Source organism: Caproicibacter fermentans (assembly GCF_014303955.1).
Taxonomy (GTDB): Bacteria; Bacillota; Clostridia; order Oscillospirales; family Acutalibacteraceae; genus Caproicibacter; species Caproicibacter fermentans.
The window spans coordinates 863,368-885,246 of the sequence record NZ_CP060286.1 but is presented as its reverse complement, the minus strand read 5'-3'; the positions used below and the strand labels follow the sequence as shown (position 1 = coordinate 885,246).

The 21,879-nt window shown below is 52.4% G+C and carries 22 protein-coding genes; 20 read left to right on the top strand and 2 right to left on the bottom strand.

Going from position 1 to position 21,879, the window contains the following annotated elements; translation table 11 throughout:
- The first annotated feature begins 38 nt into the window (after positions 1–38).
- From prfA to HCR03_RS04275, 10 genes are all read left to right on the top strand, one after another.
- Complete coding sequence (gene prfA / locus HCR03_RS04315) at positions 39–1,130, top strand: peptide chain release factor 1 (protein WP_187036792.1); 1,092 nt, start codon at positions 39–41, stop codon at positions 1,128–1,130.
- A gap of 1 nt (position 1,131) precedes the next feature.
- The gene (locus tag HCR03_RS04310) at positions 1,132–2,154 is read left to right on the top strand and encodes an L-threonylcarbamoyladenylate synthase (protein WP_066643353.1); all 1,023 of its coding nucleotides are present in this window, start codon (positions 1,132–1,134) and stop codon (positions 2,152–2,154) included.
- Positions 2,147–2,761: a dephospho-CoA kinase gene (gene coaE, locus HCR03_RS04305; protein WP_066643355.1), complete on the top strand. Its 615-nt coding sequence runs from the start codon at positions 2,147–2,149 to the stop codon at positions 2,759–2,761. The genes HCR03_RS04310 and coaE overlap by 8 nt, the downstream gene beginning before the upstream one ends.
- Entirely contained in the window at positions 2,748–3,320 is a 573-nt protein-coding gene (locus tag HCR03_RS04300; protein ID WP_066643358.1) for a lytic transglycosylase domain-containing protein, read from the top strand. Before coaE ends, HCR03_RS04300 begins: the two co-directional genes overlap by 14 nt.
- 14 nt (positions 3,321–3,334) lie before the next feature.
- Complete coding sequence (locus tag HCR03_RS04295) at positions 3,335–4,735, top strand: aminopeptidase (RefSeq protein WP_066643360.1); 1,401 nt, start codon at positions 3,335–3,337, stop codon at positions 4,733–4,735.
- A 213-nt stretch (positions 4,736–4,948) separates the two neighbouring features.
- Entirely contained in the window at positions 4,949–5,347 is a 399-nt protein-coding gene (locus HCR03_RS04290; protein WP_066643367.1) for a response regulator, read from the top strand.
- Positions 5,322–5,945: a chemotaxis protein CheC gene (locus HCR03_RS04285; protein WP_066643376.1), complete on the top strand. Its 624-nt coding sequence runs from the start codon at positions 5,322–5,324 to the stop codon at positions 5,943–5,945. The genes HCR03_RS04290 and HCR03_RS04285 overlap by 26 nt, the downstream gene beginning before the upstream one ends.
- Complete coding sequence (locus HCR03_RS19655; RefSeq protein WP_228725100.1) at positions 5,945–6,190, top strand: hypothetical protein; 246 nt, start codon at positions 5,945–5,947, stop codon at positions 6,188–6,190. The genes HCR03_RS04285 and HCR03_RS19655 overlap by 1 nt, the downstream gene beginning before the upstream one ends.
- Before the next feature lie 49 nt (positions 6,191–6,239).
- Positions 6,240–6,887 (top strand): GGDEF domain-containing protein, encoded by a 648-nt coding sequence (locus HCR03_RS04280; RefSeq protein ID WP_228725099.1) that lies wholly within the window; start codon positions 6,240–6,242, stop codon positions 6,885–6,887.
- Between the two features lie 165 nt (positions 6,888–7,052).
- Positions 7,053–8,573, top strand: coding sequence for an IS1182 family transposase (locus HCR03_RS04275; RefSeq protein WP_187034602.1), 1,521 nt, complete (start codon positions 7,053–7,055; stop codon positions 8,571–8,573).
- Positions 8,574–8,768: 195 nt separating this feature from the next.
- On the opposite strand, the gene HCR03_RS04270 is transcribed toward HCR03_RS04275, so the two are convergent.
- Entirely contained in the window at positions 8,769–10,025 is a 1,257-nt protein-coding gene (locus tag HCR03_RS04270) for a cation:proton antiporter (RefSeq protein WP_066643380.1), read from the bottom strand.
- Between the two features lie 259 nt (positions 10,026–10,284).
- On the opposite strand from HCR03_RS04270, the gene HCR03_RS04265 reads away from it, so the two are divergent.
- The 10 genes from HCR03_RS04265 (at position 10,285) to HCR03_RS04220 (ending at position 20,224) form a co-directional block, all read left to right on the top strand.
- Positions 10,285–10,491, top strand: a complete 207-nt coding sequence (locus tag HCR03_RS04265; RefSeq protein ID WP_066643382.1) for a DUF1858 domain-containing protein — start codon at positions 10,285–10,287, stop codon at positions 10,489–10,491.
- Positions 10,492–10,537: 46 nt separating this feature from the next.
- Positions 10,538–11,248, top strand: a complete 711-nt coding sequence (locus HCR03_RS04260) for a class I SAM-dependent methyltransferase (protein ID WP_187036790.1) — start codon at positions 10,538–10,540, stop codon at positions 11,246–11,248.
- A gap of 16 nt (positions 11,249–11,264) precedes the next feature.
- Positions 11,265–12,035, top strand: a complete 771-nt coding sequence (locus HCR03_RS04255) for a Nif3-like dinuclear metal center hexameric protein (protein ID WP_187036788.1) — start codon at positions 11,265–11,267, stop codon at positions 12,033–12,035.
- 18 nt (positions 12,036–12,053) lie between these two features.
- Positions 12,054–13,760: an Rqc2 family fibronectin-binding protein gene (locus HCR03_RS04250; RefSeq protein WP_228725098.1), complete on the top strand. Its 1,707-nt coding sequence runs from the start codon at positions 12,054–12,056 to the stop codon at positions 13,758–13,760.
- A gap of 145 nt (positions 13,761–13,905) precedes the next feature.
- Positions 13,906–15,444, top strand: a complete 1,539-nt coding sequence (locus HCR03_RS04245) for an O-antigen polysaccharide polymerase Wzy family protein (RefSeq protein WP_066643393.1) — start codon at positions 13,906–13,908, stop codon at positions 15,442–15,444.
- On the top strand, positions 15,441–16,658 hold the full coding sequence (locus tag HCR03_RS04240) for a glycosyltransferase (protein WP_187036786.1): 1,218 nt from the start codon (positions 15,441–15,443) through the stop codon (positions 16,656–16,658). The genes HCR03_RS04245 and HCR03_RS04240 overlap by 4 nt, the downstream gene beginning before the upstream one ends.
- Positions 16,655–17,821, top strand: coding sequence for a glycosyltransferase (locus HCR03_RS04235; RefSeq protein WP_187036784.1), 1,167 nt, complete (start codon positions 16,655–16,657; stop codon positions 17,819–17,821). Before HCR03_RS04240 ends, HCR03_RS04235 begins: the two co-directional genes overlap by 4 nt.
- Positions 17,822–17,847: 26 nt before the next feature.
- Positions 17,848–19,107, top strand: a complete 1,260-nt coding sequence (locus HCR03_RS04230) for a polysaccharide biosynthesis tyrosine autokinase (RefSeq protein WP_066643405.1) — start codon at positions 17,848–17,850, stop codon at positions 19,105–19,107.
- A gap of 62 nt (positions 19,108–19,169) precedes the next feature.
- On the top strand, positions 19,170–19,847 hold the full coding sequence (locus HCR03_RS04225; RefSeq protein ID WP_066643406.1) for a DUF421 domain-containing protein: 678 nt from the start codon (positions 19,170–19,172) through the stop codon (positions 19,845–19,847).
- Positions 19,844–20,224: a DUF4363 family protein gene (locus HCR03_RS04220; protein ID WP_066643407.1), complete on the top strand. Its 381-nt coding sequence runs from the start codon at positions 19,844–19,846 to the stop codon at positions 20,222–20,224. The genes HCR03_RS04225 and HCR03_RS04220 overlap by 4 nt, the downstream gene beginning before the upstream one ends.
- 36 nt (positions 20,225–20,260) lie before the next feature.
- Here HCR03_RS04220 and HCR03_RS04215 read toward each other — a convergent pair whose 3' ends face one another.
- Positions 20,261–21,517 carry a glycosyltransferase gene (locus HCR03_RS04215; RefSeq protein WP_066643409.1) on the bottom strand — a complete coding sequence of 419 codons (1,257 nt, stop codon included), beginning with the start codon at positions 21,515–21,517 and terminating at the stop codon, positions 20,261–20,263.
- Positions 21,518–21,879 lie beyond the last annotated feature (362 nt).

Sequence of the window (21,879 nt, the reverse complement as noted above, 5' to 3'; positions counted from 1 at the left end):
CCTTTGGATTCACTGCTTAAAAACAAAGGAGAATTGTGATGTTTGAAAACTTGACGGTCTTTGAAAAACGATATGAAGAATTGAACCGGAAATTATGTGACCCGGTCGTGGCGTGCGACCCGGAGCAATCGAGGGAACTGATGAAAGAGGTCCGTTCCATCGAACCGATTGTGGAAAAATACCGCGAATTCCGGAAAACCGAGGAAGCGGAAGACGAAGCGAAACAGATTCTGGAGGATGAGTCCGACCGGGAGCTTCGGCATATGGCGGAAGAAGAAATCAGCACGGCGCGCGTGGACCGCGAACGCATCGGCGAAGAGCTGAAGCTTCTGCTGCTTCCCCGCGACCCGAACGATGAAAAAAACGTCATTGTTGAAATTCGCGGCGGAGCGGGCGGGGAGGAAGCCGCCCTGTTCTCCGGCGTTCTGTACCGTATGTATAGCATGTATGCCCAGTCAAGGGGCTGGCGGACGGAAATCATGAACGCCAATGAAACCGAGCTGGGCGGCTTTAAGGAAATCAGCTTTATGATAACGGGCGACGGAGCTTACTCCCGCCTGAAATACGAAAGCGGGGTCCACCGCGTTCAGCGTGTGCCTGAGACGGAGCAGCAGGGACGGATTCACACCTCGACAGCGACGGTTGCGGTGCTGCCGGAAGTTGAGGAGGTGGAGTTTGAACTGGACCCGAACGATCTGAAAATCGACACGTTCCGTTCCAGCGGCGCCGGGGGCCAGCACATCAATAAAACATCGTCCGCCATCCGCGTGACCCATCTTCCCACCGGCATGGTGGTGGAGTGTCAGGACGAACGCAGCCAATACAAAAACAAGGACAGGGCTCTGAAAATTCTGCGCAGCAGATTATATGAAATCAAACAAAAGGAACAGGACGATCAGGTGGCGGCCGAACGACGTTCTCAGGTTGGAACGGGCGACCGTTCGGAGCGGATTCGCACTTACAACTATCCGCAGGGACGCGTGACGGATCACCGGATCGGCCTGACGCTGTACCGGCTGGATGCGGTCCTCAATGGGGACCTCGATGAAATTCTGGACGCTCTGATCGCGGCGGACCGGGCGGAAAAACTAAAGAACTCTGCTGAAAACGGAACAAATTCTGGAGAATAAAATGAAAACAGTTTACCTTGACGCGGCGAAAGGCGAATCGATTGAAACCGCGGCCCATATAATAAGAAACGGCGGCCTTGTCGGTATGCCGACGGAAACCGTCTACGGCCTTGCCGCAAACGCACTGGACGGAAAGGCTGTCAAAAAAATTTTTGAAGCGAAAGGCCGGCCTCAGGACAATCCGCTGATCGTCCATATCTCAGGCATGGAACAGATTGACCGGCTGGTTACAAATCTGCCTGAATCGGCGAAAAAGCTTGCGCGGGCGTATTGGCCCGGGCCGCTCACCATGGTATTGCAGAAATCGGAACTGATTCCGGACGAGGTCAGCACAGGATTGCCGACCGTTGGAATCCGCTTTCCCTCGCATCCGGTTGCGCGGGCTCTGATCACCGCCGCGGATGTCCCTATCGCCGCGCCTTCTGCAAACCGGTCCGGTTTGCCCAGCACCACAACGGCGGGGCATGTGATGCGGGACATGGACGGTAAAATCGACGCCGTCCTGGACGGCGGCCCCTGCGGAGTCGGTGTGGAATCCACAATCGTAACGCTGGTTTCCGACCCGCCGCGGCTGCTCAGACCCGGCGGAATCACACTGGATCAGCTGCGGGCCGTGCTGGGCCGGGTGGACGTGGATCCTGCCGTCATGAACCCTCTGCCAAAGGGGGCGAGACCGCTGTCGCCCGGGATGAAATACAAGCATTATTCCCCGAAGGCGAATGTGGTGATTCTGAGCGGCGGCGAAAAATCTTATTTTGCATTTGTAAATTCTCACGCGGAACCGGGCGTTGCGGCGCTCTGCTACGACGGCGAGGACAGACTGCTGAAGGTCCCGGCCGTATGCTACGGAGCGGAAAAAGACACCGGAGCGCAGGCAAGGGAGCTTTTTGAGGCCCTTCGGCGGCTGGACGATCTCGGGGCAAAAACGGTTTACGCGCGCTGTCCGGCTCCCGACGGGGTCGGCCTTGCCGTTTACAACCGACTGATGCGGGCGGCGGGATTCGAGGTGCTGCAGCTTGATTAAGCCGGTCATCGGGCTGACGGGACCGACCGGGGCGGGAAAATCCACCGTGGCGTCGGTTTTTCAAAAGCTTGGCTGCGCCGTAATCGACGCGGACTTGTTGGCGAGGGAAGCCGTTCAGAACGCGGAGTGTCTGGCGGAGCTAAAAGAGGAGTTCGGGGCGGATCTTGTGAATGCCGACGGACGGCTCGACCGGCGTCTGCTTGCGAAACGGGCGTTTGCCGACCCGGCAAAAACCCTCCGTTTGAATCAGATTACACATCCCGTTATTCTGAAAGAGACGGTGCGGCGGATTCAGGAGCTGCAGAGCGGCGATTCCGTCGCCGTGATTCTTGACGCTCCCCTCCTGTTTGAAAGCGGCGCCGATTCGCTTTGCGACACAAGCGTCGCGGTGACGGCTCCGGCCGAATCCCGGCTGAAAAGGATTATGAATCGCGACGGCTTGTCGGAGGAAGCGGCGAAGGAACGCATGAGTGCGCAGAATCCGAATGAATTTTATGAAAAGCGAGCCGGGCATGTTTTCAGCGGTTCTATCGGTTATGATATTTTGGAGGCAAGCGTCTCTTGCTTGCTGAAACAAATTCTGGGGGAGGAGAATGAAGCGCTCTAAAAAGAAAAAACTCTGGAAGTCACTAGTCCTGCTGGCGGCCCTGCTGATTGCGGCTGCTTTGGCTCTCCGAATCGGGTTCAACCGTTTTGAAAAATCGGTCTATCCGCTTCGTTATTCTGACTATGTCGAAAAGTATGCCGGGGAATACGGGCTGGAGCCCGCGCTTGTTTACGCGGTGATTCGATCGGAGAGCAATTTTGACGCGGAAGCGGAATCCCGGTCCGGAGCGCTTGGCCTGATGCAGTTAATGCCGGACACGTTCAACTGGCTTCAGGAAAGCCAGAACGACCATTATACCGAACAGGATCTTCTTCAACCGGAGGTTAACATCCGCTACGGGTGCCGGTATTTGTCCATGATGGTGACAAAATACGGAGTGCTTCGCACCGCCCTTTGTGCGTATAACGCGGGATCCGGAACGGTGGACGGCTGGCTCAGGAATTCCGAAATCTCGTCGGACGGGAAAACTTTAACCCGGATTCCCTATTCGGAAACAAGAAATTATGCGGACGCCGTTATGAAAAGCTATGAAAAGTATAAAAAACTTTATCAAATATAAAGGAGAGTCGAACCATGGAAAAAAGTGAAGAAATCAAGGAACTGACCAAAAAGCTTCTGATCGACAGAAAAAACGGTTTTGCTAAGGTGCCGAAGGAAAAGGCCGAGCAGGCGGACCGCTTCTGCGAGGGCTACCGCAGCTTTATCGGGCGGGCAAAAACGGAGCGGGAAGTGGCGTGCTTCGCCATTGACGCGGCGGAAAAGGCCGGTTTTGTCCCTTATGAACAGGGAAAGCACTATCAGCCCGGAGACCGGGTTTATTACAACAACCGGAACAGAGCGGTAATTCTGGCCGTAATCGGAGAAGAAGGATGCCGCGACGGCGTGAGGATTGCCGCGGCGCATATCGACTCCCCCAGACTGGACCTCAAGCCCCATCCGCTCTATGAGAAGGACGGGCTGGCGCTGTTTAAAACACATTATTACGGCGGAATCAAAAAGTACCAGTGGACGGCTGTTCCGCTGTCCCTGCACGGACGGGTGGTTTTGAAAGACGGCACTCATGTGGACCTGCGTGTCGGAGAAGAACCGGGCGATCCTCAGTTTACCGTCACAGATCTTTTGCCCCATCTCGCGTCCGAACAGATGCAGAAAACACTTTCCAAGGCGATTGAGGGAGAGAACCTGAACATACTGGCCGGCAGCCGTCCGGTTCGTGTGGAGGAAGGCGAAAATCTGATAAAACTCAACCTGATGAAAATTCTTAATGAGAAATACGGAATGACGGAAGAAGATTTCGTATCCGCCGACCTGGAGCTTGTTCCCGCGTTTGGCGCCGTGGACATCGGATTTGACCGCAGCATGATCGGCGCTTACGGGCACGACGACAGAGTCTGCGCTTACCCGGCTCTGATGGCCGCGCTTCAGATGAAAACTCCGAAACACACGGTTTTGAGCGTCCTTGCGGATAAGGAAGAAATCGGCAGCGACGGAAATACGGGCCTGAACAGCCAGTTTATGCGTTATTTTATCGCCGATCTGGCGCAGGCCGAGGGTCTGGAGGGACGGCACGTCCTCAGCCGTTCGAAATGTCTTTCCGCCGACGTGACGGCTGCGTACGATCCGAACTATGCTGACGTGTACGAGGCGGCCAACTCCTGTTTCCTGAACGGAGGGGTTGGAATGTGCAAATATACAGGCGGACGCGGCAAGAGCGGCTCCAGCGAAGCTTCCGCCGAATTTGTCTCGGAAATTCGGCGCCTGTTTGAGGCCAACGGGGTGCTCTGGCAGATCGGTGAACTTGGAAAGGTGGACGCCGGCGGCGGCGGAACGGTTGCCATGTATGTCGCCAATCTGAATGTTGACGTGGTTGACATCGGAGTTCCGGTATTGTCCATGCATTCTCCCTTTGAAGTCGTTTCCAAGCTGGACATCTATATGACCTACGAAGGAATCAGAGTGTTTTTTGAATCGTAAAAATGAAAGTCTGCCGGGGAAAAGAGAAGGGTTTATTGTCTCTTTTCCCTGCTTTTTTTATTTTTGCGGCAGCTTCCGGCAATGTTAAAATTCGCGCTGCAGCAGTCACTTTCAACGGTTTTATTGACATTGCTTTGTCGCCATGTTATGATTAAGAAAATTGTCTTATTATTTCTTATTGCTTCGATAACTGCTGGAGGCTGAACAAACGTTATGATTCATGTCCTCATAGTGGATGATTCTGTTTTTTCTCAAAAAGTAACCGCTAATTTATTAAAAAAAGTTATGCAGGGTGAGGTTATAGAAATCAGTTTTGCTTCCGACGGGGAGGAAGGCCTGGAGAAATTTCGGAATCTGAAACCGGATTTTATTTTCATCGACCTTTTAATGCCGAAATTAAGCGGAGCTGAACTGGTTCGCATCGTTCAGAAGGAAGGCGGCTCCGGCGTTGTTGTTGTCACCGCGGATGTCCAGAAAAGCGTTCGGGAGGAAATCGAGGCGCAGAATGTTCTGGCTTTTGTCAACAAACCCCTGAATGATGAAAAAATGCGGTTGCTGTGCGACCGGATGATAAAGGACGATAAAAATGGATCGGGAATGCTTTCGTTATGATATTTTAAGCGAGCTGTTTAATATCGGCATGGGGAAAGCGGCGGATATGTTATCCGAAATTGTCCAAAAAAGGATTGCGCTGCAGATACCCAAAATCATAATTCCTGAAACCGAGTCCGGCGAACAGCTCGGCGATCAGTTCTCAGGATTTTTCGATGCGGCGCTGATGGTATCGACGATTTCCTTTACAAATAGCCTGACGGGAAAAGCAAACCTGGTGTTTCCGGCCGATAAAATAAAGAAATTTGTGGCCCTTTGCTCCGGAGAAGGCTCTCTTGCGCCGGAAGACACCGCTTTTACCGATGTCGATTTTGACGTGATCCGGGAAATCGGGAATATTCTGCTCAACTGTATCCTCGGAGAACTTGGAAATTTGATCAATATTCAGCTGAACTATGACCTTCCACAGGTGGCGGTCTATAACCGGATCGATTTCAACAAAGATCTCGACGGTGAAAAAAACCATTCCTTTATGATCCTGTTTGTTACTTTTCTGATCGACGATACAGAAATAGAGGGTGCGGTTATCATTGATTTAATGGTGGAATCCTTTCAGGAGCTGTTTCGTTTGCTTGACGGAATTGAGGCGGGGCTTTAATGGATACGGTTACTCATGAGGTGCTGGATCATCTGAATCTTGGAATTCTCATTGTCGATGAGAAGATGAAAATATTATTTCAAAACCGCTTTATGCTTCGCTTTATAAAAAGACACAGTGAAGATAGAAAGTGCGGCAGTTTGCCGGAGCTTATTCCCGGTTTTAACAGCCCGTATTTTCAAATTTCCCTGATGGATGCGCTGGAGCAGGGGCATAGCCTTTTTTTTTTCCGCCGCCATGCATGAAAAATTAATCGACAGCCGAGAAAAATACAATATTAGGGTAACCCGTTTTATGGAAGAGGACCAAAAACGCCTTCTTCTGGAATTTACGGAGGTGACGGATTCCTTCGAGCGGATTCGTCAGCTCAGAGAAAGCATCAGTCAGCTTCGCCTTCTGAATCAGGAGCTGAAACAGAAGGAAAAAGCCATTCAAAGCCTCGCCTATTACGACCAGTTGACCGGGGTTGCCAATCGGGCGCTGTTTTATGAACTGGCGGAAAAATTTCTCCGCGCGGCGGAGCGGAATCATGAGGTCCTTGGACTCATGTTTATCGATGTGGATAATTTCAAGCAGATCAACGATACATACGGCCATGAAGCCGGAGACAAGGTCCTGGTTCAGATTGCGGGAATCCTGACTGCGGCAACGCGCAGAAACGATGTTGTGGCCCGTTACGGGGGAGACGAATTTCTGATCCTGCTTCCGCAGATTAACGCACCTGACAATTATAAAATCGTCGTGTCCAAGATTCTTCAGGCAAAGCGGGACGCCATTGTCTGCAATGGGATTTCGGTGGAAATCTGTCTGAGCGTCGGAGTCAGTTTTTACCCGCAGGACGGGGATTCGATCGATCAACTGATTGTAAAGGCAGACCGTGCGATGTATATTGCGAAAAAGCAGGAAGGGGACAACTGGTACTATCCTGCGGAAAATATATGATGATAAAGGGGGTGTTGCAAAACGGCACGAAAAAAAGTCGGAGCAACCATACGAAAAGGTATTGGCAGCTCCGGCTTTTTGCTTTAAAATTTAGTTGTGAAAGAAAATAAAAAGCTCTTAGAGCATAACAGATTTGAGCGAAAAAATCAACAGTTGACGCTCCCAATGGATATGGAAATAACAATACCGCAGGATGATCCGGTACGGCTTGCCAGCGCGCAGCTTGAGGAACTGGATTACAGGGAACTGTATCGCGCCTATTCTTCACAGGGAAGGAAATCGGCGGCTGAACCCCGGATCATCTTTGAGGTATTGGTGTACGGTTACATGTGCGGCATCTACTCGACGCGAAAGCTGGAGGAGGCCTGCCGGAAACGCGTGGACTTCATGTGGCTGCTCAATGGAGAACCGGTGCCGGACTACAGCACGTTTGCGAGGTTTCGCACCGGACGCACCAAAGAAGCGGTGGAAGATTTGTTTTACCAATTTGTCCGGCGCCTGGAACAGATGGGCGAGACGGAGCACGACGAGGTATTCATCGACGGCACCAAGCTGGAGAGCCGGGCGAACCGCTACACGTTTGTCTGGCGCAAGACGACGGAGAAATATTTGGCCAAAGTGAAGGATGCCGTGCGTGAGGAATTTGAAAGCCGTGGAATTTCCGGCAATGTGACCCTGAAAAAGTTCCGTGAATTGGTAAAATCGGAAAAGGCGGCCTGTGAGAAAAACGGAATTCATTTTGTACATGGAGCCGGTCGCCGCAAGCCGCCCCGGCAGCGGGCGTATGAGAAGATTTTTACATTGCTGGAAAAGTGGGAGGGCTATGAGAAGAAGCTGTTTTTAATGGGAAACAGTCGTAACAGTTATGCCAAAACAGATCCGGATGCCACCTTTATGCATATGAAGGAAGACCATATGCGCAACGGGCAGCTCAAACCGGGCTACAATGTGCAGATTGCCGTGAACAGCGAGTACATCACAGGCGCCGCGGCTTTTTCGAACCGGACGGACAGCGGGACGCTGCGACCCTTTTTGCGCAGACTCGAACAGCAGCATGGGGAACGCTACCGGGATATTGTGGCGGACGCGGGCTATGAAAGTCTGGACAACTACCTGTATCTGGAGGGAAACGGGCAGACCAGCTTCATCAAACCCATCAACTACGAAGCACAAAAAAACAAAAAGTTCAGGCAGCAGATCGGCCGCCGGGAGAATATGCAATATGACAAACAGCAAGACTGCTATGTCTGCGCGGCCGGCAGAAAGCTTCTTTTCCATCACGAAAGTACGCAGCGGAATCGGCAGGGATATTTCCCAACGACGGCGTATTACCGGTGCGATAGCTGCGTCGGCTGCCCGTGCCGTGAAGCTTGCTGCAAGGCAAAAAGCGGCACGCCGAAAGAACTGAGAGTGAAAACGGATTTGGTTCGCCTGAGTGACGATTCCCGGAAAAACATTAAAACCGAACGTGGAATTACGCTTCGGATGAACCGCTCTATCCAGGTGGAAGGGGCCTTCGGCGTTCTGAAAAGCAACCGCAAATTCAAGCGCTTTCTTACCCGGGGCCGGGCAAACATTTCAACGGAGCTTTACCTTTTGTGCATGGGCTACAACTTGAACAAGCTCTGTGCGAAATGCAACACAGGAAGGTTAAAAACACATTTGTTTTGCCTTCAAAAAGAGTAGATTCCAGAAAAACAGAAAATGATTGATTTTTCAGCTTCGCTTTACGGCGGAGCTTAGCATTGCTATTCCTATTTCGACGATTTGTCTCGCAAAGTTTTCAACAAAAGCTTCGTATTTAGATCACTTTTCAACATGAACGGGGGTGTTGCAAAATTTTCATTTTGCAACACCCCCTTTTATGCGGTGTCTCAGCGTTTATCCTTTATCGTAATTTTCCTGAGCCTGATAATGTTCGCCGACTTTATTTTCGAACATTTCCGGAGAATTGTGCGTCAGGTCCTGGTTCCGATACACGATTTTCAGAAGAATGGGGGTCAGGATCGTCGTCAGAATCACCGTCAAAACAACGGGACCCAGATAAACGGGGGACATCATTTTCAGTGCGAATCCCTTATTTGCTACAATTAAGGCTACTTCGCCGCGGGAAATCATGCCTACGCCGATCTGGAGGCTTTCCCTTCCTGTGAACCTGCATAATCTGGCCCCCAGTCCGCAGCCGACAATCTTGGTTAAAACGGCGACGATCGTCAGCAGAACGGAAAACCATAGAATAGAAGATGACATTTCCGGTAAGGTAACGTTAATGCCGATGCTGGCGAAGAACATCGGGGAGAGAAGCGCATAGGAAACGGTGTTGAAGCGGGAAGTAATGTACTTGGTCTCCTTGGTGTTCGAAAGAATCAGGCCCGCAATATATGCGCCCGTAATATCGGCTACACCGAAAAAACGCTCTGCGCAGTAAGAAAGCAAAAGACAGAAAACGAAAGCAAGGATAACATAACGCCGCAGATCCTTGTCGCTCCGATTAATCATTTTGGTAAACAGAAGATAGAATATGTATCCCGCGACGCCCGCGAAGATAAAGAAGCCGACGATTTTCAGCAGGACGATCACGATATTGACCGAAGGATCCGCGACACTGGTGACGATAGTCAGGCAGACAATGCCGAGCACGTCGTCGATCACCGCGGCCCCGAGAATCGCGTTTCCGGACCGGGTGTTCAGCGCACCGATTTCATTCAGCGTTTCGACTGTAATGCTCACGGAGGTCGCCGTAAGAATGACCCCGATAAAAATATTCTGCAGAAACAGGCTGACGTCGACCTGGGGCAGCATGGTTTTGTTAAACATTGCCGCCACAGCGTAACCGCCGGCCAGTGGTATGAGAACGCCGACCAGGGCGATCAGAAAAGACGCTTTTCCCGTCTTTTTCATTTCCTGAAAATCGGTCTCCAGCCCTGCCGTAAACATCAGGACGATAACGCCGATTTCAGCGGTTTTTGAAATAAAATCAGTTTCCTTCAGGATGTTCAGCATGGCCGGCCCTAGAATCAGGCCCGCGAGCAGAGCGCCGACCACCTGAGGCATCTGGACTTTTCTTGTCAGCAGGCCGAAAAGCTTGGTACTGAGCAGAATCAAAGCCAAATCAAATAAAAAGTGATACGATGTCAATTTGTTTTCCTCCCGTTTTTGACAGATTTGCTAAGGCGCTAACAAGTCCAGTATACTAGCATCATTCTCAGATATCAATAAAAATGGTTGGGGATTTGTAATTTATAAACGAAAGTTTTTTTACAGGCACCCATTAATTGGTGATTGGTTGATAGGAGTATCGCCCGCCTGTAGAAAGGTATTGCAAAGATTTTGCATGGGTATTATAATAAGCGTGTCCCTTTTTTATGAATTTTACCTATTCTTGGAGGATACAACGATGACATCAATTACAAAACAGTCTTTAATCGGAGAGATTCTGGATCTTGACGAAAGCACGGTGCCCTTTTTTATGGAGATGGGAATGCATTGTCTGGGCTGTCCGGCTTCGCGCGGCGAATCGCTGGAAGAAGCCTGCGTCGTTCACGGCGTGGACGTTGAGGAAATGGTTCAGAAGCTGAATGAACACCTCGCCGCCCGCCAGTAACAGCAAACGGCCGCCCGACAGAAGCTCTGCCGGGCGGCCGTCCGGCATGTCCGGCTGCAAGCGCCCTTTGTTTTCTTTGGGAAACCGGCTCGCGCTCTGCGCTTCTCTGGTTCGCCGCGGCACAGCGCTTGCGGATGTGGGAACCGACCACGCCTATCTGCCGGTCTGGCTTGCAAAGCAGGGACTGGTCCGCAGCGCCGTAGCCGCCGATCTTCGGCCAGGTCCTCTCAGCAGAGCCCGCGCCAACATTGAACGCTACGGTGTTTCGAATGTTGTTTCGGTACGCCTTTCGGACGGTTTGGAGCAAATCGAGCCTTGTGAGGCCGAGGATATTGTCATCGCGGGGATGGGCGGCCTGATGATGGTTCAGATTCTGGAGCAGGCCCCCTGGCTGCGGGACCCGGAACGCCGCCTGATTCTTCAGCCCATGACAAAAGCGGAGGAACTGCGGACATACCTTGCCCGCGAAGGATATTTTGTACTGCGGGAGCAGGCCGTCGAAGAAGAAGGCCATGTTTATGCTGTCATGCAGGTTTCTTTCTGTCCGCGGCAGCCGCGGGAAAACGAGCTTTTTCGTTATATCGGCAGAATGACGGCGGAAACGGAGAGCGGAAAAAAGTATTTGACGATTCAAAAACGGCGCTTGGAAAAGCGTGCAAACGGGCTTCTTAAAACCGGAAGCATCCAGGAAGCGAGGCATTTTATGTCCCTTGCGGCTGAAATTGATAAAATTCTGAAATCCGAATCGGTTTCATGAGAAGAGGGGTTGCGTTATGACAACTACAGGCGATATTTATCGGTTTATCGATGGTTTTGCCCCGTTTCGCACGGCAATGAGCTTCGACAACCCCGGCTTATTGGTCGGGGATGAAAACACTGAGGTCACCGCCGCCGTCCTTTCCCTGGATATTACGCCTGAAGTCGTGTTGGAAGCATCCGGGTTGGGGGCGCAGCTGGTTATCAGTCATCATCCGGTGATTTTTCATCCGCTGAAAAAGCTGAGCACAAATTCCGTGCCTTATCTGCTGGCCGGCAGTTCCATTGCCGCAATCTGCGCTCATACGAATCTCGACATGGCGCCCGGCGGCGTCAACGACTGCCTGGCCGAACGCCTCAGACTGAAAAATGTCCGCATGCTGCGCGAGAATTCGGCGTGCGGCCTCGCCGAGGCACTTTGCGGCGAGACGGACCGGGAGTACGGTCCCCGAGAGTTTGCCGAGTTTGTAAAGAACGCGCTTGGGTGCGAGGGCGTCCGCTTTACGGACGGGAAAAAACGGATTACCTCGGTCGGACTATGCGGCGGCGGCGGAGCCGAATATCTTTACGACGCGGCTCAGGCCGGATGCCAGGCGTTTGTCACGGGAGAATGCAAGCACAACATTCTTTTGGACGCGGAGAGCCTCGGCGTCACGATGGTTGAGGCCGGTCATTTCGAAACGGAGGATCCGGTGATTCCGTTCCTGATGCAGAAGCTTGGGGAACGTTTTCAGGATGTCAGGTTTATCCGGTCGGGCGCGATGCACGGGCCGGCACATTATCTATAACGATACGGAGGGAAAAGAATGGCACTGGACGGGGCGTTTCTGCGTCATCTGAAGCGCGAAATTGAAGAAACGGCGGCCGGAGCCAGAGTGGATAAAATTTATCAGCCAAATCGGGAAGAAATTTTGCTGATGCTGCGGACCAGGGACGGCGCGTTTCGTCTGCTTCTGTCCGCAAGGGCAGACAGCGCGCGCATTCACTTTACCCGCCATGCACCTGAAAATCCCAAAGAACCTCCGATGCTCTGCATGCTGCTGAGAAAAAAACTTTCGGGGGCGCGCCTTGCCGGCATCAGACAGCCGCAGCTGGAACGTCTTCTTTTTTTGGACTTTGACACGGTGAACGAGCTGGGCGACGCCGTCAGGCTTACCGTCGCCATGGAGGTTATGGGCCGTTACAGCAATATTATTCTGATCGACGGCGACGGCGCCATCGTCGATGCGCTGCGGAGGGTTGACGCGGGGATGACCTCCGGACGGCTGGTGCTGCCCGGCCTTCCGTACCGTTTGCCGCCGCCGCAGGACAAGCTGTGCCTGCTGTCGTCCGGCCGGGATGAGATTTTGGCCCGTCTGCGGGCGATTCCCGGGGATATGGAGCTTTCCAAGGCGCTGCTTTCCGCCCTTCAGGGCGTGTCGCCAGTCGTTTGCAGGGAACTTGCTTTTCTCACGGGGCACGGCAAAGAAATGACTCTGCGCGCAATGACGCCGGAACAATGGGATCGTCTCGCCTTTTTTCTGGAACGCGTTTCCGGCACGGTTGGGGACGTTTCCGGCGCTCCGTGGATCGCGCGTGCGTCGGACGGAAAACCGCTTGATTTTTCCTTTCTGCGGATCGGTCAATATGGCAGCGCGGCGATTGTCAGGCAGGAGGAGAGCTTTTCCGCTCTTCTCGACGATTTTTACGAGGAACGCGACCGTATCGCCCGCATGAAAGTACGGTCCCAGGACCTTTTGAGGGTTCTCACGAACGCCTCCGACCGCCTGAGCAGAAAAATCAACGCACAGCGGGCGGAGCTGGAGCAGTGTGCGAAACGGGATATTCTGCGGATATACGGCGATTTGATTAACGCCAACCTGTACCGTTTGGAAAAGGTATGGAGCTCCGCCGTACTGGAGAATTTTTATGAGGAAGGGCAGCCGAACATTACCATTACGCTGGATCCGACCCTCTCCCCGGCGCAAAACGCGCAGAAATATTACAAGGAATACCGCAAACAGCGCACGGCGGAGGAAATTCTTACCGTGCAGATTCAGCGGGCGGAGCATGAGCTTGCGTATCTGGATACGGTGTTTGAAGAGCTGAGCCGTGCCGCAGACGAGAGGGACCTGAACGAGATTCGCGAAGAGCTCGCCGGAGAAGGATATCTCCGTGTGCAGAGGGGAACGAAGCGGCGGTCTGCCGTTCAGGGGCCGATGCAGTTCGAATCTTCCGACGGGTTTCGCATTCTGGTCGGAAGAAACAACAGCCAGAACGATCTTCTCACACTCAGGCAGGCCGGCAAAAACGATCTTTGGTTCCACACAAAAAATATCCCAGGTTCCCATGTCGTCCTGTTTACTCAGGGGAGGGAGGCGACCCCCGTCGGCATTGCGCAGGCCGCTCTTCTCGCGGCCACCTACAGCCGCGGCAGGGAATCCTCCAATGTCGCGGTGGATTATACCCTTGTAAGAAATGTGTCCAAACCCCCAGGGGGCGAAGCCGGGCATGGTGATTTATGTAAAAAATAAAACCGTTTTCGCAGAACCGAGCCGGGAAGCGGCGGAAAAAATGAGAGCTAAATGAATTTTCCGCCGAAAGCTGGCAATATTTCGATTTAATGGTATAATCGGTTTAGTAATGTTTTCCATATGGATAGTAAAATGGAGGAGTATCATGACGGGATTTTCGGCAAAAAGCGGCTTCAGGAATACGATCCTGTTCGGTACTACCCTGCTGCTGATGCTTACGGCAGATCTTTTGACGGCGTTCGGCGGTTTTTTTTATGAGACCGCCGCGAATCTGATGTTTGCCGCGAATATCGTAATGAATTTTGCCATTGTCTGTGATCTGATTCCCAATGTTCGGCGCGATTTTCCCTTTCTTGTCTTTGTCGGAACATACAATATTCTTTTGCTCGGACGCGTCTATGTGTCTTTTCTGGCACATTATTCTGAAATCCTTTATTATCTGGAGGCGGAAAACTTTTATAATCTGTTTGTCGCGCTCCAGGTTGTTACGCTTTGTCTCTTAAGCATTTATGCCGCTTATCGGCTGGCCGGGCCGATGTTTGCCAAACGGGAGAAATCCGTCAGAGAAAACGGCTGGGCCGCCGTGTCGCAAAACCCGCTGCTTCCGATCATCCGGCAGATCAGTACGGTTGTTCTGCTGGGCAGTTCTCTGGCTTCCTTCTATACGCTGATGGAGTCCATTCTCAATGTCCTCAGAAGCGGATATCTGGGTTCCTTCACTCAGGTTAACGCCGCAAGCATTCCATCCGCGGTCAGCCGGCTTTCCATGTTTTTTGTTCCGTCGTTTGCAGTCTTTCTCGCCACGATGCCAAGCCGGAAACAGCTTAAGCTGCCGATGGCGGTTTACGGCGTTTATCTGCTCGCAACCCTGTTTACCGGAAGAAGAAATACCTTTGTCTGCGAAGCGATTACGATTCTGATTTATTTCGTCCTTCGGGACTCGCTGAATGAAAAATCAGAGCGTATTTTTAAAAAACGGACGGTGGTCGGCGGCGGAATTCTTGCGGTCATCGCAATGTATCTGCTCCAGCTTCTGGCCGAAATTCGTGCTTACGGACTGCTGTCTCACCGGAGTTTTCTGGATACCGTGGTGAATTTTCTCTATTCCCAGGGAGCCAGCTTCCGCGTGGTTGTCCAAACGGTCAACAACTGGGATCTGTTTGATCACGGCATGACATGGAAGTACCTGTTTTATCCGTTCGAGCTGTTTGTCCATAATAATCTGATTACGAGGTCCCTGTTCGGATTATCACCGATTCTCGAAGTCCAGACCACGGCCTTTGTGGTCGGCACGCACAATTACGCCCATGCCCTGACCTATTTGGTCGATCCGCTTCGCTATCTGTCGGGCGGCGGGTTTGGAACTTCTTTTGTTGCGGAATCCTATGTCGCGTTCGGCTTTTTAGGCGTGATCATCGTTGGAGCAGGCGTGGGGCTGATCCTTCGTTTTTTTGCCTCCATGCTGACCAGGTCTTGGATCGTAATGGCTTCCTGCCTGATCGCGCTCAGGGATTTTGTTTATATTCCCCGCAGTTTTGCGTTTCTATGGGTGACAAACGTCTTTAATCTGACTTATCTTTGCTTTTACGTTGCAGTTTATCTGGCCGCACTTTTTGTTTTCCGGCTGGGGACCCACGTGCGCCCAGTAAAGCGGGCGCAGGGGCTGGGGGAGGAGCATCCGTGAAACTGCTGTTGCTTCTCACCTCGACTTTTCCGTTTGACGGCGGTGAGGAATTCCTTGAAAATGAGCTTCGCTATGCAAGCGGATTTGATAAAATTCTGGTCTGCCCCTGCGGACTGAAAGAAAACAGCGTTAAGACCCGCTCTCTGCCGCAAGGCATCGAATGGATTCCCCTGAAGCGCGCTGCCGTCGGCAGGGCGGAATATGCGTCCCTGTTTCGGCTGCCCTGTGTTCGCGCGGAGCTTTTTGATTTGATGCGCACCAAAAGGCTGTCCATAGCAAGAGCGCACGAAACGCTCTTTTTCATGAAAAACGCGATGAGCATTTTCCAGGCTCTGATTCGGGAAGAATTGATTTTGTCCGCCGATGACGTCACCGTGTACAGCTACTGGTTCTATGACGCGGCCGCGGCAGGTGCTTTGCTTGCGGAACACCTCCGTGCGAAGGGAAAAATAGCAAGACTTGTTTCACGCGCGCACGGCTTTGACATTCATGAAGAACGGAGTGCGCACCGCTATCTTCCGATGAGAAGTTATCTGCTGAAAAGCGCTGCGGCCGTTTTTCCCTGCTCCAACGAAGGCGCGGGAATTCTCAGAAGCCGTTACCCGCAGTACGCCGGCAAGGTGCGCACGGCTCATCTGGGTACGCCGGACGAGGGCTGCCGCGGAGGCTGCAGAACGGAATTCCATCTTGTCTCCTGCTCCTACATGGTTCCGGTTAAGCGCCTTCCTCTGATCGCGGAAGCGCTGCGCAAAGCTGATTTTCCGATGAAATGGACGCATATCGGCTCCGGCCCGATGGAAGGAGAGCTGAAAAGACTGGCAAAATCCCTGCCTCCCTGCGTCCGTGTGGAATTTCCGGGCGCGATGAAAAACGCGGATGTCCTGGATTTTTATAAACAGCAGGAAGTGTCCGTATTTGTCAACGTCAGCTCCAGCGAAGGAATTCCGGTTTCCATTATGGAGGCCTGTTCGTTTGGCTTCCCTGTCATTGCGACCGATGTGGGCGGAACCGGGGAAATTGTGAAAGACGGGCAGAACGGGTTCCTGCTGAAGGCGGAGTTCGATCCCTCTGAGCTTCTCGGCATGCTGGAACATGTCCGTGCCATGGAGGAAGAGAACTATGAAAAGCTCTGCGGGAACTCGCGCTCCATCTGGCGCGGTTCCTTCAGCGCCGAGAGAAATTATCCTGAATTTTATGAGGTGCTGTCCCGATGAAACTGTTCTATCTGACCTTTCAGGAGGATGCTGAACTGTATCTGGGTGTGACGAGAAAAATCGAATGGCAGGTTCGCGCCTTTGAACAGCTCGGATACAAGGTTACCCATACGCTTTGGAAAAACGAATGCTTTATCTTCTTCCAGGGCGGTGAAACCCTCAGTGTTCCCGTAACGAGAGGATTCCGCAGAATGCACCGGTTTTCCCAGGCGGCGCTGGACTATTTAACCGATCATCGCTTTGACGTCGCCTATCTTCGGCTGGACCGCATCAGCTTTGACGTAATCCGCATTTGCCGCAAATTGAAAGAGAACGGGACGCGCCGCGTGATCGTGGAAATCCCGAACTATCCTTATATAATGGACTATCTGCGCAGTGTGAAGGGAGTCCGGCCGATTCAGAGGCAGGCGGTCACGCTGCTGAAAGTTCTTTGTACGGCCGCGCAGGACCGATTGGCGGGCTGCCGCCTTCGCGAATGCGCCGACGCGGCGGTTTTGATCGGCGACCGCTCGGATCGCTTTTTCGGGCTGCCGGCCGTCAATATCACCAATGGAGTGAACGTGGACGAGTTCTCTTTTGCCCGGCACCAAGGGGACAGCGGAGAAATCGTCCTCGTCGGGGTTGCCGGAACGCTCTGGTGGCAGGCGTACGACCGTGTTCTGGAGGGGATGCGGGTCTACCGGGAACGGAAAAAGCCGGAAGACCCCCGTGTCCGTTTTGTGCTGGTCGGCGGGGACCGCAAAGAAATGCCCGCTTTTCTGGAAGACGTGAGAAGCAGGGGACTTGAGGAGGATGTGGAGTGCAGGGGCTTTTTGCGCGGCGAGGAGCTGATGCGCGTGTACGCGTCGGCCGACCTCGGCGTGTCGTCGCTTGGATGTTACCGCCGCGGTCTGACCCGATGCTCTTCGCTGAAGGCGAGGGAATACTGCGCGGCGGGGCTGCCTTTTCTTTATGCCTATGAGGACGACGCGCTGGACGGAAATCCTCCGTTTGCGCTTCGTCTGCCGAATGACTCATCTGCGGTCGACATTGGCCGGGCGGTAGAATTTGCGCTCCGCTGCCGGGATGACCCGTCCCTTTCCGAACAGGAAAGGGAATTCGCACGGCGGAACTATGATTGGAAAACCATTCTCGGGCAGGTGCTTGCTTTTGCGGGCGTCTGAAAAAGAAAGCATATGGGAGGATACCAATGGAACTGTTTGTTAGCTTTTCTGAAATTATGCATTTTTACAGAAAAAACTGGATGAGATTTATCCTTGTGGTTTTGGCGTTCGGCGTTGTCGGCGGTCTTTTGCCGCTGAAATTCGGACACCATGTTTACCAAAGCAGCACAACCTTTACTGTGACCTGCGGTGTGCCGAACGGAGCAGACAGCGACTATCATCTTCAGTATACCAATATTCTTTACAGCCGTGTTCAGAGCGCCGTTCCGCTGGCTTCCGGCGACGACCTTCTGGCTCAAACCGCCGAAAAAGTCGGAGTTGACAAGTCGGAAATCGCAAAAATAACGGCAGAAATGGAAAATTCTTCTCCGGTGGTTAAATTGACCGTAAGCACTACCAACGCGGCGAAGGCCGCCCAGATTTCCGACACCGCGGCCGAACTGCTCATGGAGGAACTGGTACAGCATTTTCCGGACCCGGTTCTGACCGCGGGCATCAGCGATCATGCCGAGCAGGTGAAGCCCCAATCGATCAAATCCTCCATGGTGAAAGCCGGATTTCTGAGCGCTGTTCTTGGATTTATCGTATTTGTCTGCTTCGGAATTCTGGCGGTCCTGAGCGATAAGACAATCCGGAACAGCAGATTTGCGGAGGAAATGCTGAAAGTGCGCTTGCTTGCGGAGATTCCGCAGGAGTTAAGGGACAGGGGAAACTCACTTCGCTCTCTTCGTTCCGCTGCCCTGAACTCGTGCGGAGAGAACCGCAGCTTTCTTGTGGCGAATGTGTGCGAGCACAACGGAGGAGATCAGGTCGCGGCCGGATTTTCCGCCGCTCTTTCCATGACGGGAAAATCTGTTCTTCTGGTGGACTGTGACCTTCGCAGCCCGAAGTTAGCTTCTCAGCTGAAAATCAAGCCCGAAAAAACGCTGAATGAGGTTTTAAAAGGTGACTGCAGTTTACAGCAGGCCGTTGTTCCGGTTCAGAAGACAACCGGCCTCAGTCTTGTTTCCGGTTCGCCGGTTTCCGGAGTCAATCCGTCCGACCTTTTTTCCACAGAAGGTTTTTTGAAATTTGCGGAAGAAGCGGCGGCATCCTACGACTATGTGGTTTTTTATGCTCCCTCAGAGATTCGCTTTTCGGATGCGGAAAGTCTTGCCCCATATGCCCGGTCGGTCATTCTTACCGCAAAATACGGTTCCACGCCTTTTAACGATTTGAAAGAATCCTGCAGCCGCATCTCAGCGGCAGGGGGTGATGTGATCGGTTTTGTAACGACCAACGCCTGAGTGTCCGCGCCGGGCGATACATAATGTGGAATCTGCCGTTTATACTAACTGCGGTGATAAGAATGACAATTTCTTTTATCCGCACATTAATGTTGTATGCGGTGGTTATTTTGGCGGTGCGCCTGATGGGAAAACGGCAGATCAGCGAACTGCAGACCAGTGAACTGGTTGTAACTCTGCTGATATCGGATATTGCTTCCATACCGATGCAGGATTCCGGGCAGCCGCTTGCCAGCGGACTGATTCCGATCGCAGCGCTGGTTATGTTTGAAATCGTCATTTCCGCGCTGATGCTGAAAAATGTAAAATTCCGCAAGCTTGTCTGCGGCAAGCCGATCATTGTCATAAACAACGGTGTAGTTCAGCAGAATGAGATGAAACGCCTGCGAATGACGACGGAAGACCTGAGTGAGCAGCTTCGGCAGAAAAACGTGTTCAGCATTCAGGATGTTGCCTATGCGATTGTTGAGACCAACGGCAAGATGAGTGTGATCAAAAAACCGGAAAAGGAACAGCCGACGGCAGGGATGCTGGCGGTTCCTCTTCCGGACAACGGGATTGAGACCGTTGTGGTCAGCGACGGCGTTATTTCAGATTTTTCGCTGCAGCTATGCCAAAAAAATAAAGACTGGCTTGACGGCGTCCTGCGGGGACAGCATCTTTCCACCGAGGATGTTTTTCTTATGACTGCCAATACCAAGGGCGACTTTTTCATTGTGAAAAAGGAGGAGGGAAAGTGAAACGCGTCTGGATTTCACTGGGCATTTTTATTGTTCTTACAGGCGTTTGTATCCTGGGGACCATCTATACCAATCAAATCAGCACCCGGATGATTCAAACCGTTACGGAGGCAAAAAGCGCGGAACTGCGCGGAGAAACCGAAACAGCGGTTCAGCTGAGCCGCAAAGCAGGGGACGACTGGCGCTCCATGCACACGGTTCTTTGCACTTATATGCCTCACTCCAAACTTGAGGCAATCGATCAGACGCTGGCCGGGCTGCCTATGCTCTGCCAGTACGGAGGCACGGAACAGTTCCTTGCGGACTGTGATCGCAGCATCGAGCAGATTTCCTATTTGAATGAGTCCGAAATTCCAAGTATCGCAAATATATTTTAATAAAAAGACTCCGCCGATCGGCGGAGTCTACATACGTTAAGGATTTTTGGCGGATATTTCAGCCGCGAAGTTCGAATAGTTCTGTTCGGAGCAAAAATTTTCAGTCCACAGGCCGCGGCTTGCGTTGCGCATTTTCTTGCGTGCTTCCGGCGGCATCCGGCACAGTAATTCTATTTTGCCGGCGAGTTGTTCCGGGCTGAAATCAGCCGGAAGAAGCCAGCCGTTCTGATCAGGCCTTACAATTTCCACCGTGCCGCCCACGTCGGTCGCAATGACGGGGATGCCGAAGGATATGGCTTCCATAATACTGACGGGCAGCCCTTCGGAACTGCTGGTATTCACAAAACAGTCGATCGGCGTTTTTTTGTAATACTCCATCAGGCTGGCATTGCCGGTTTCGCCCTCAAAACGGCATTCCATGAAACTCAGATTTTCTTTCGCGTAGTTTTGAAGGCCCTCGAGTCCCTCGCCGCCCCCGAAATGCGTCCATTTCAGTTTCAGGCCGCTTTCCTTCAGCGTCGCAAGAGAGCGGGCGAGCAGGTCGACCCGTTTCACCGGGGAGATGTGACAGCAGCTGACCAGGTGAAAGACATCGCTTTCCTTTTCGGGTGAAACGCCGTGATCCCGGGTTCCCAAATAGGCCGTTCGAATTTTTTTGGAAAATTGCGGGTGCCGCTCAACAAGATAGTTTTCACCGTCCACAGAACAGGGATAAACCTTGTCCAGATTCTGGAGAAGGTACTCACGCATCGGAAGGAATCCGGACGGGTTTTGTTCCGCATAAAGATCATAGCGGTGCGCGCGGCTGACCGCACGGCTGTTTTTCAAGCCGAATTCCCGTTTCAGGTTCGCCGCCGCCAGGGCGGTGTCATAAAGCCAGTAGCTGTAAAAGGTGACGCCGTCATAAGAGTCCAGATGCTTGTCGAACAATATTTTTCGGCATCTTTTGTATACCTGCCCGGCCTTTGCCAGAAAGTACAGGCAAAACAGCTTTCTTCGAAAGGACTCTTTCGCTTCTTTGCGGTCGAGCCCCGAAACAACCGCCGGGAGGGGAAGCAAAAAGGAGCCGGCAAGGGATGGCAGAAGAGAACGGCGAATTCCGGAAGCGCGCAGAGCGTGAATCTCCACGTTGTCCGGAACCGGCCGGGTCTGTTCGCCCCGGTCGGAAACCGAGGTTGCAATTAAAACAACGTGCCGAAACGTTTTGGCGAGGATAGGAATTTCATTTTCTATAAATTCCTCTCCGGAATCAAACGGATATTTTTTTGTCAGCAATACCAGACAATAATTCATAAAAATCTCTCTCCAATGATGTCTATCGCATCCCATAAAGCATAGCATAGACCGCATCCAATTTCAACCTTCGCGGGGAGAATACAGCAGGCGTTTACTTGTAATTCGGAGCGGTCAATGCTATAATAATCCAAACTGAAAATAATTCAGGAAAAGATTACTGACAGTCGTGCGGCAGAGCGCGGCGGGGGAGGAACAGTATGAAATTTCTGAGGACCGGATCGGCGGCAATTCCCGGAATCCTGAAGGTAGAAGTCCGGGGAGTTTCTTTGCCCGCGGATTGTTCAAAGCGGGCGGCTTCCTGCCCGCGGAAGTACGTACAAAGCCGCTGAGTCCAAATATGATTGCCGCTGTGATGATTC

Coding starts and splice junctions, on each gene's coding strand:
- HCR03_RS04275 (WP_187034602.1), top strand. CDS start 7,053: ATGGATATGGAAATAACAATACCGCAGGATGATCCGGTACGGCTTGCC.
- HCR03_RS04285 (WP_066643376.1), top strand. CDS start 5,322: ATGGATCGGGAATGCTTTCGTTATGATATTTTAAGCGAGCTGTTTAAT.
- HCR03_RS04290 (WP_066643367.1), top strand. CDS start 4,949: ATGATTCATGTCCTCATAGTGGATGATTCTGTTTTTTCTCAAAAAGTA.
- HCR03_RS04300 (WP_066643358.1), top strand. CDS start 2,748: ATGAAGCGCTCTAAAAAGAAAAAACTCTGGAAGTCACTAGTCCTGCTG.
- HCR03_RS04245 (WP_066643393.1), top strand. CDS start 13,906: ATGACGGGATTTTCGGCAAAAAGCGGCTTCAGGAATACGATCCTGTTC.
- HCR03_RS04225 (WP_066643406.1), top strand. CDS start 19,170: ATGACAATTTCTTTTATCCGCACATTAATGTTGTATGCGGTGGTTATT.
- HCR03_RS04310 (WP_066643353.1), top strand. CDS start 1,132: ATGAAAACAGTTTACCTTGACGCGGCGAAAGGCGAATCGATTGAAACC.
- HCR03_RS04215 (WP_066643409.1), bottom strand. CDS start 21,517: ATGAATTATTGTCTGGTATTGCTGACAAAAAAATATCCGTTTGATTCC.
- prfA (WP_187036792.1), top strand. CDS start 39: ATGTTTGAAAACTTGACGGTCTTTGAAAAACGATATGAAGAATTGAAC.
- HCR03_RS19655 (WP_228725100.1), top strand. CDS start 5,945: ATGGATACGGTTACTCATGAGGTGCTGGATCATCTGAATCTTGGAATT.
- HCR03_RS04250 (WP_228725098.1), top strand. CDS start 12,054: ATGGCACTGGACGGGGCGTTTCTGCGTCATCTGAAGCGCGAAATTGAA.
- HCR03_RS04235 (WP_187036784.1), top strand. CDS start 16,655: ATGAAACTGTTCTATCTGACCTTTCAGGAGGATGCTGAACTGTATCTG.
- HCR03_RS04230 (WP_066643405.1), top strand. CDS start 17,848: ATGGAACTGTTTGTTAGCTTTTCTGAAATTATGCATTTTTACAGAAAA.
- HCR03_RS04260 (WP_187036790.1), top strand. CDS start 10,538: ATGTCCGGCTGCAAGCGCCCTTTGTTTTCTTTGGGAAACCGGCTCGCG.
- HCR03_RS04280 (WP_228725099.1), top strand. CDS start 6,240: ATGGAAGAGGACCAAAAACGCCTTCTTCTGGAATTTACGGAGGTGACG.
- HCR03_RS04265 (WP_066643382.1), top strand. CDS start 10,285: ATGACATCAATTACAAAACAGTCTTTAATCGGAGAGATTCTGGATCTT.
- HCR03_RS04295 (WP_066643360.1), top strand. CDS start 3,335: ATGGAAAAAAGTGAAGAAATCAAGGAACTGACCAAAAAGCTTCTGATC.
- HCR03_RS04255 (WP_187036788.1), top strand. CDS start 11,265: ATGACAACTACAGGCGATATTTATCGGTTTATCGATGGTTTTGCCCCG.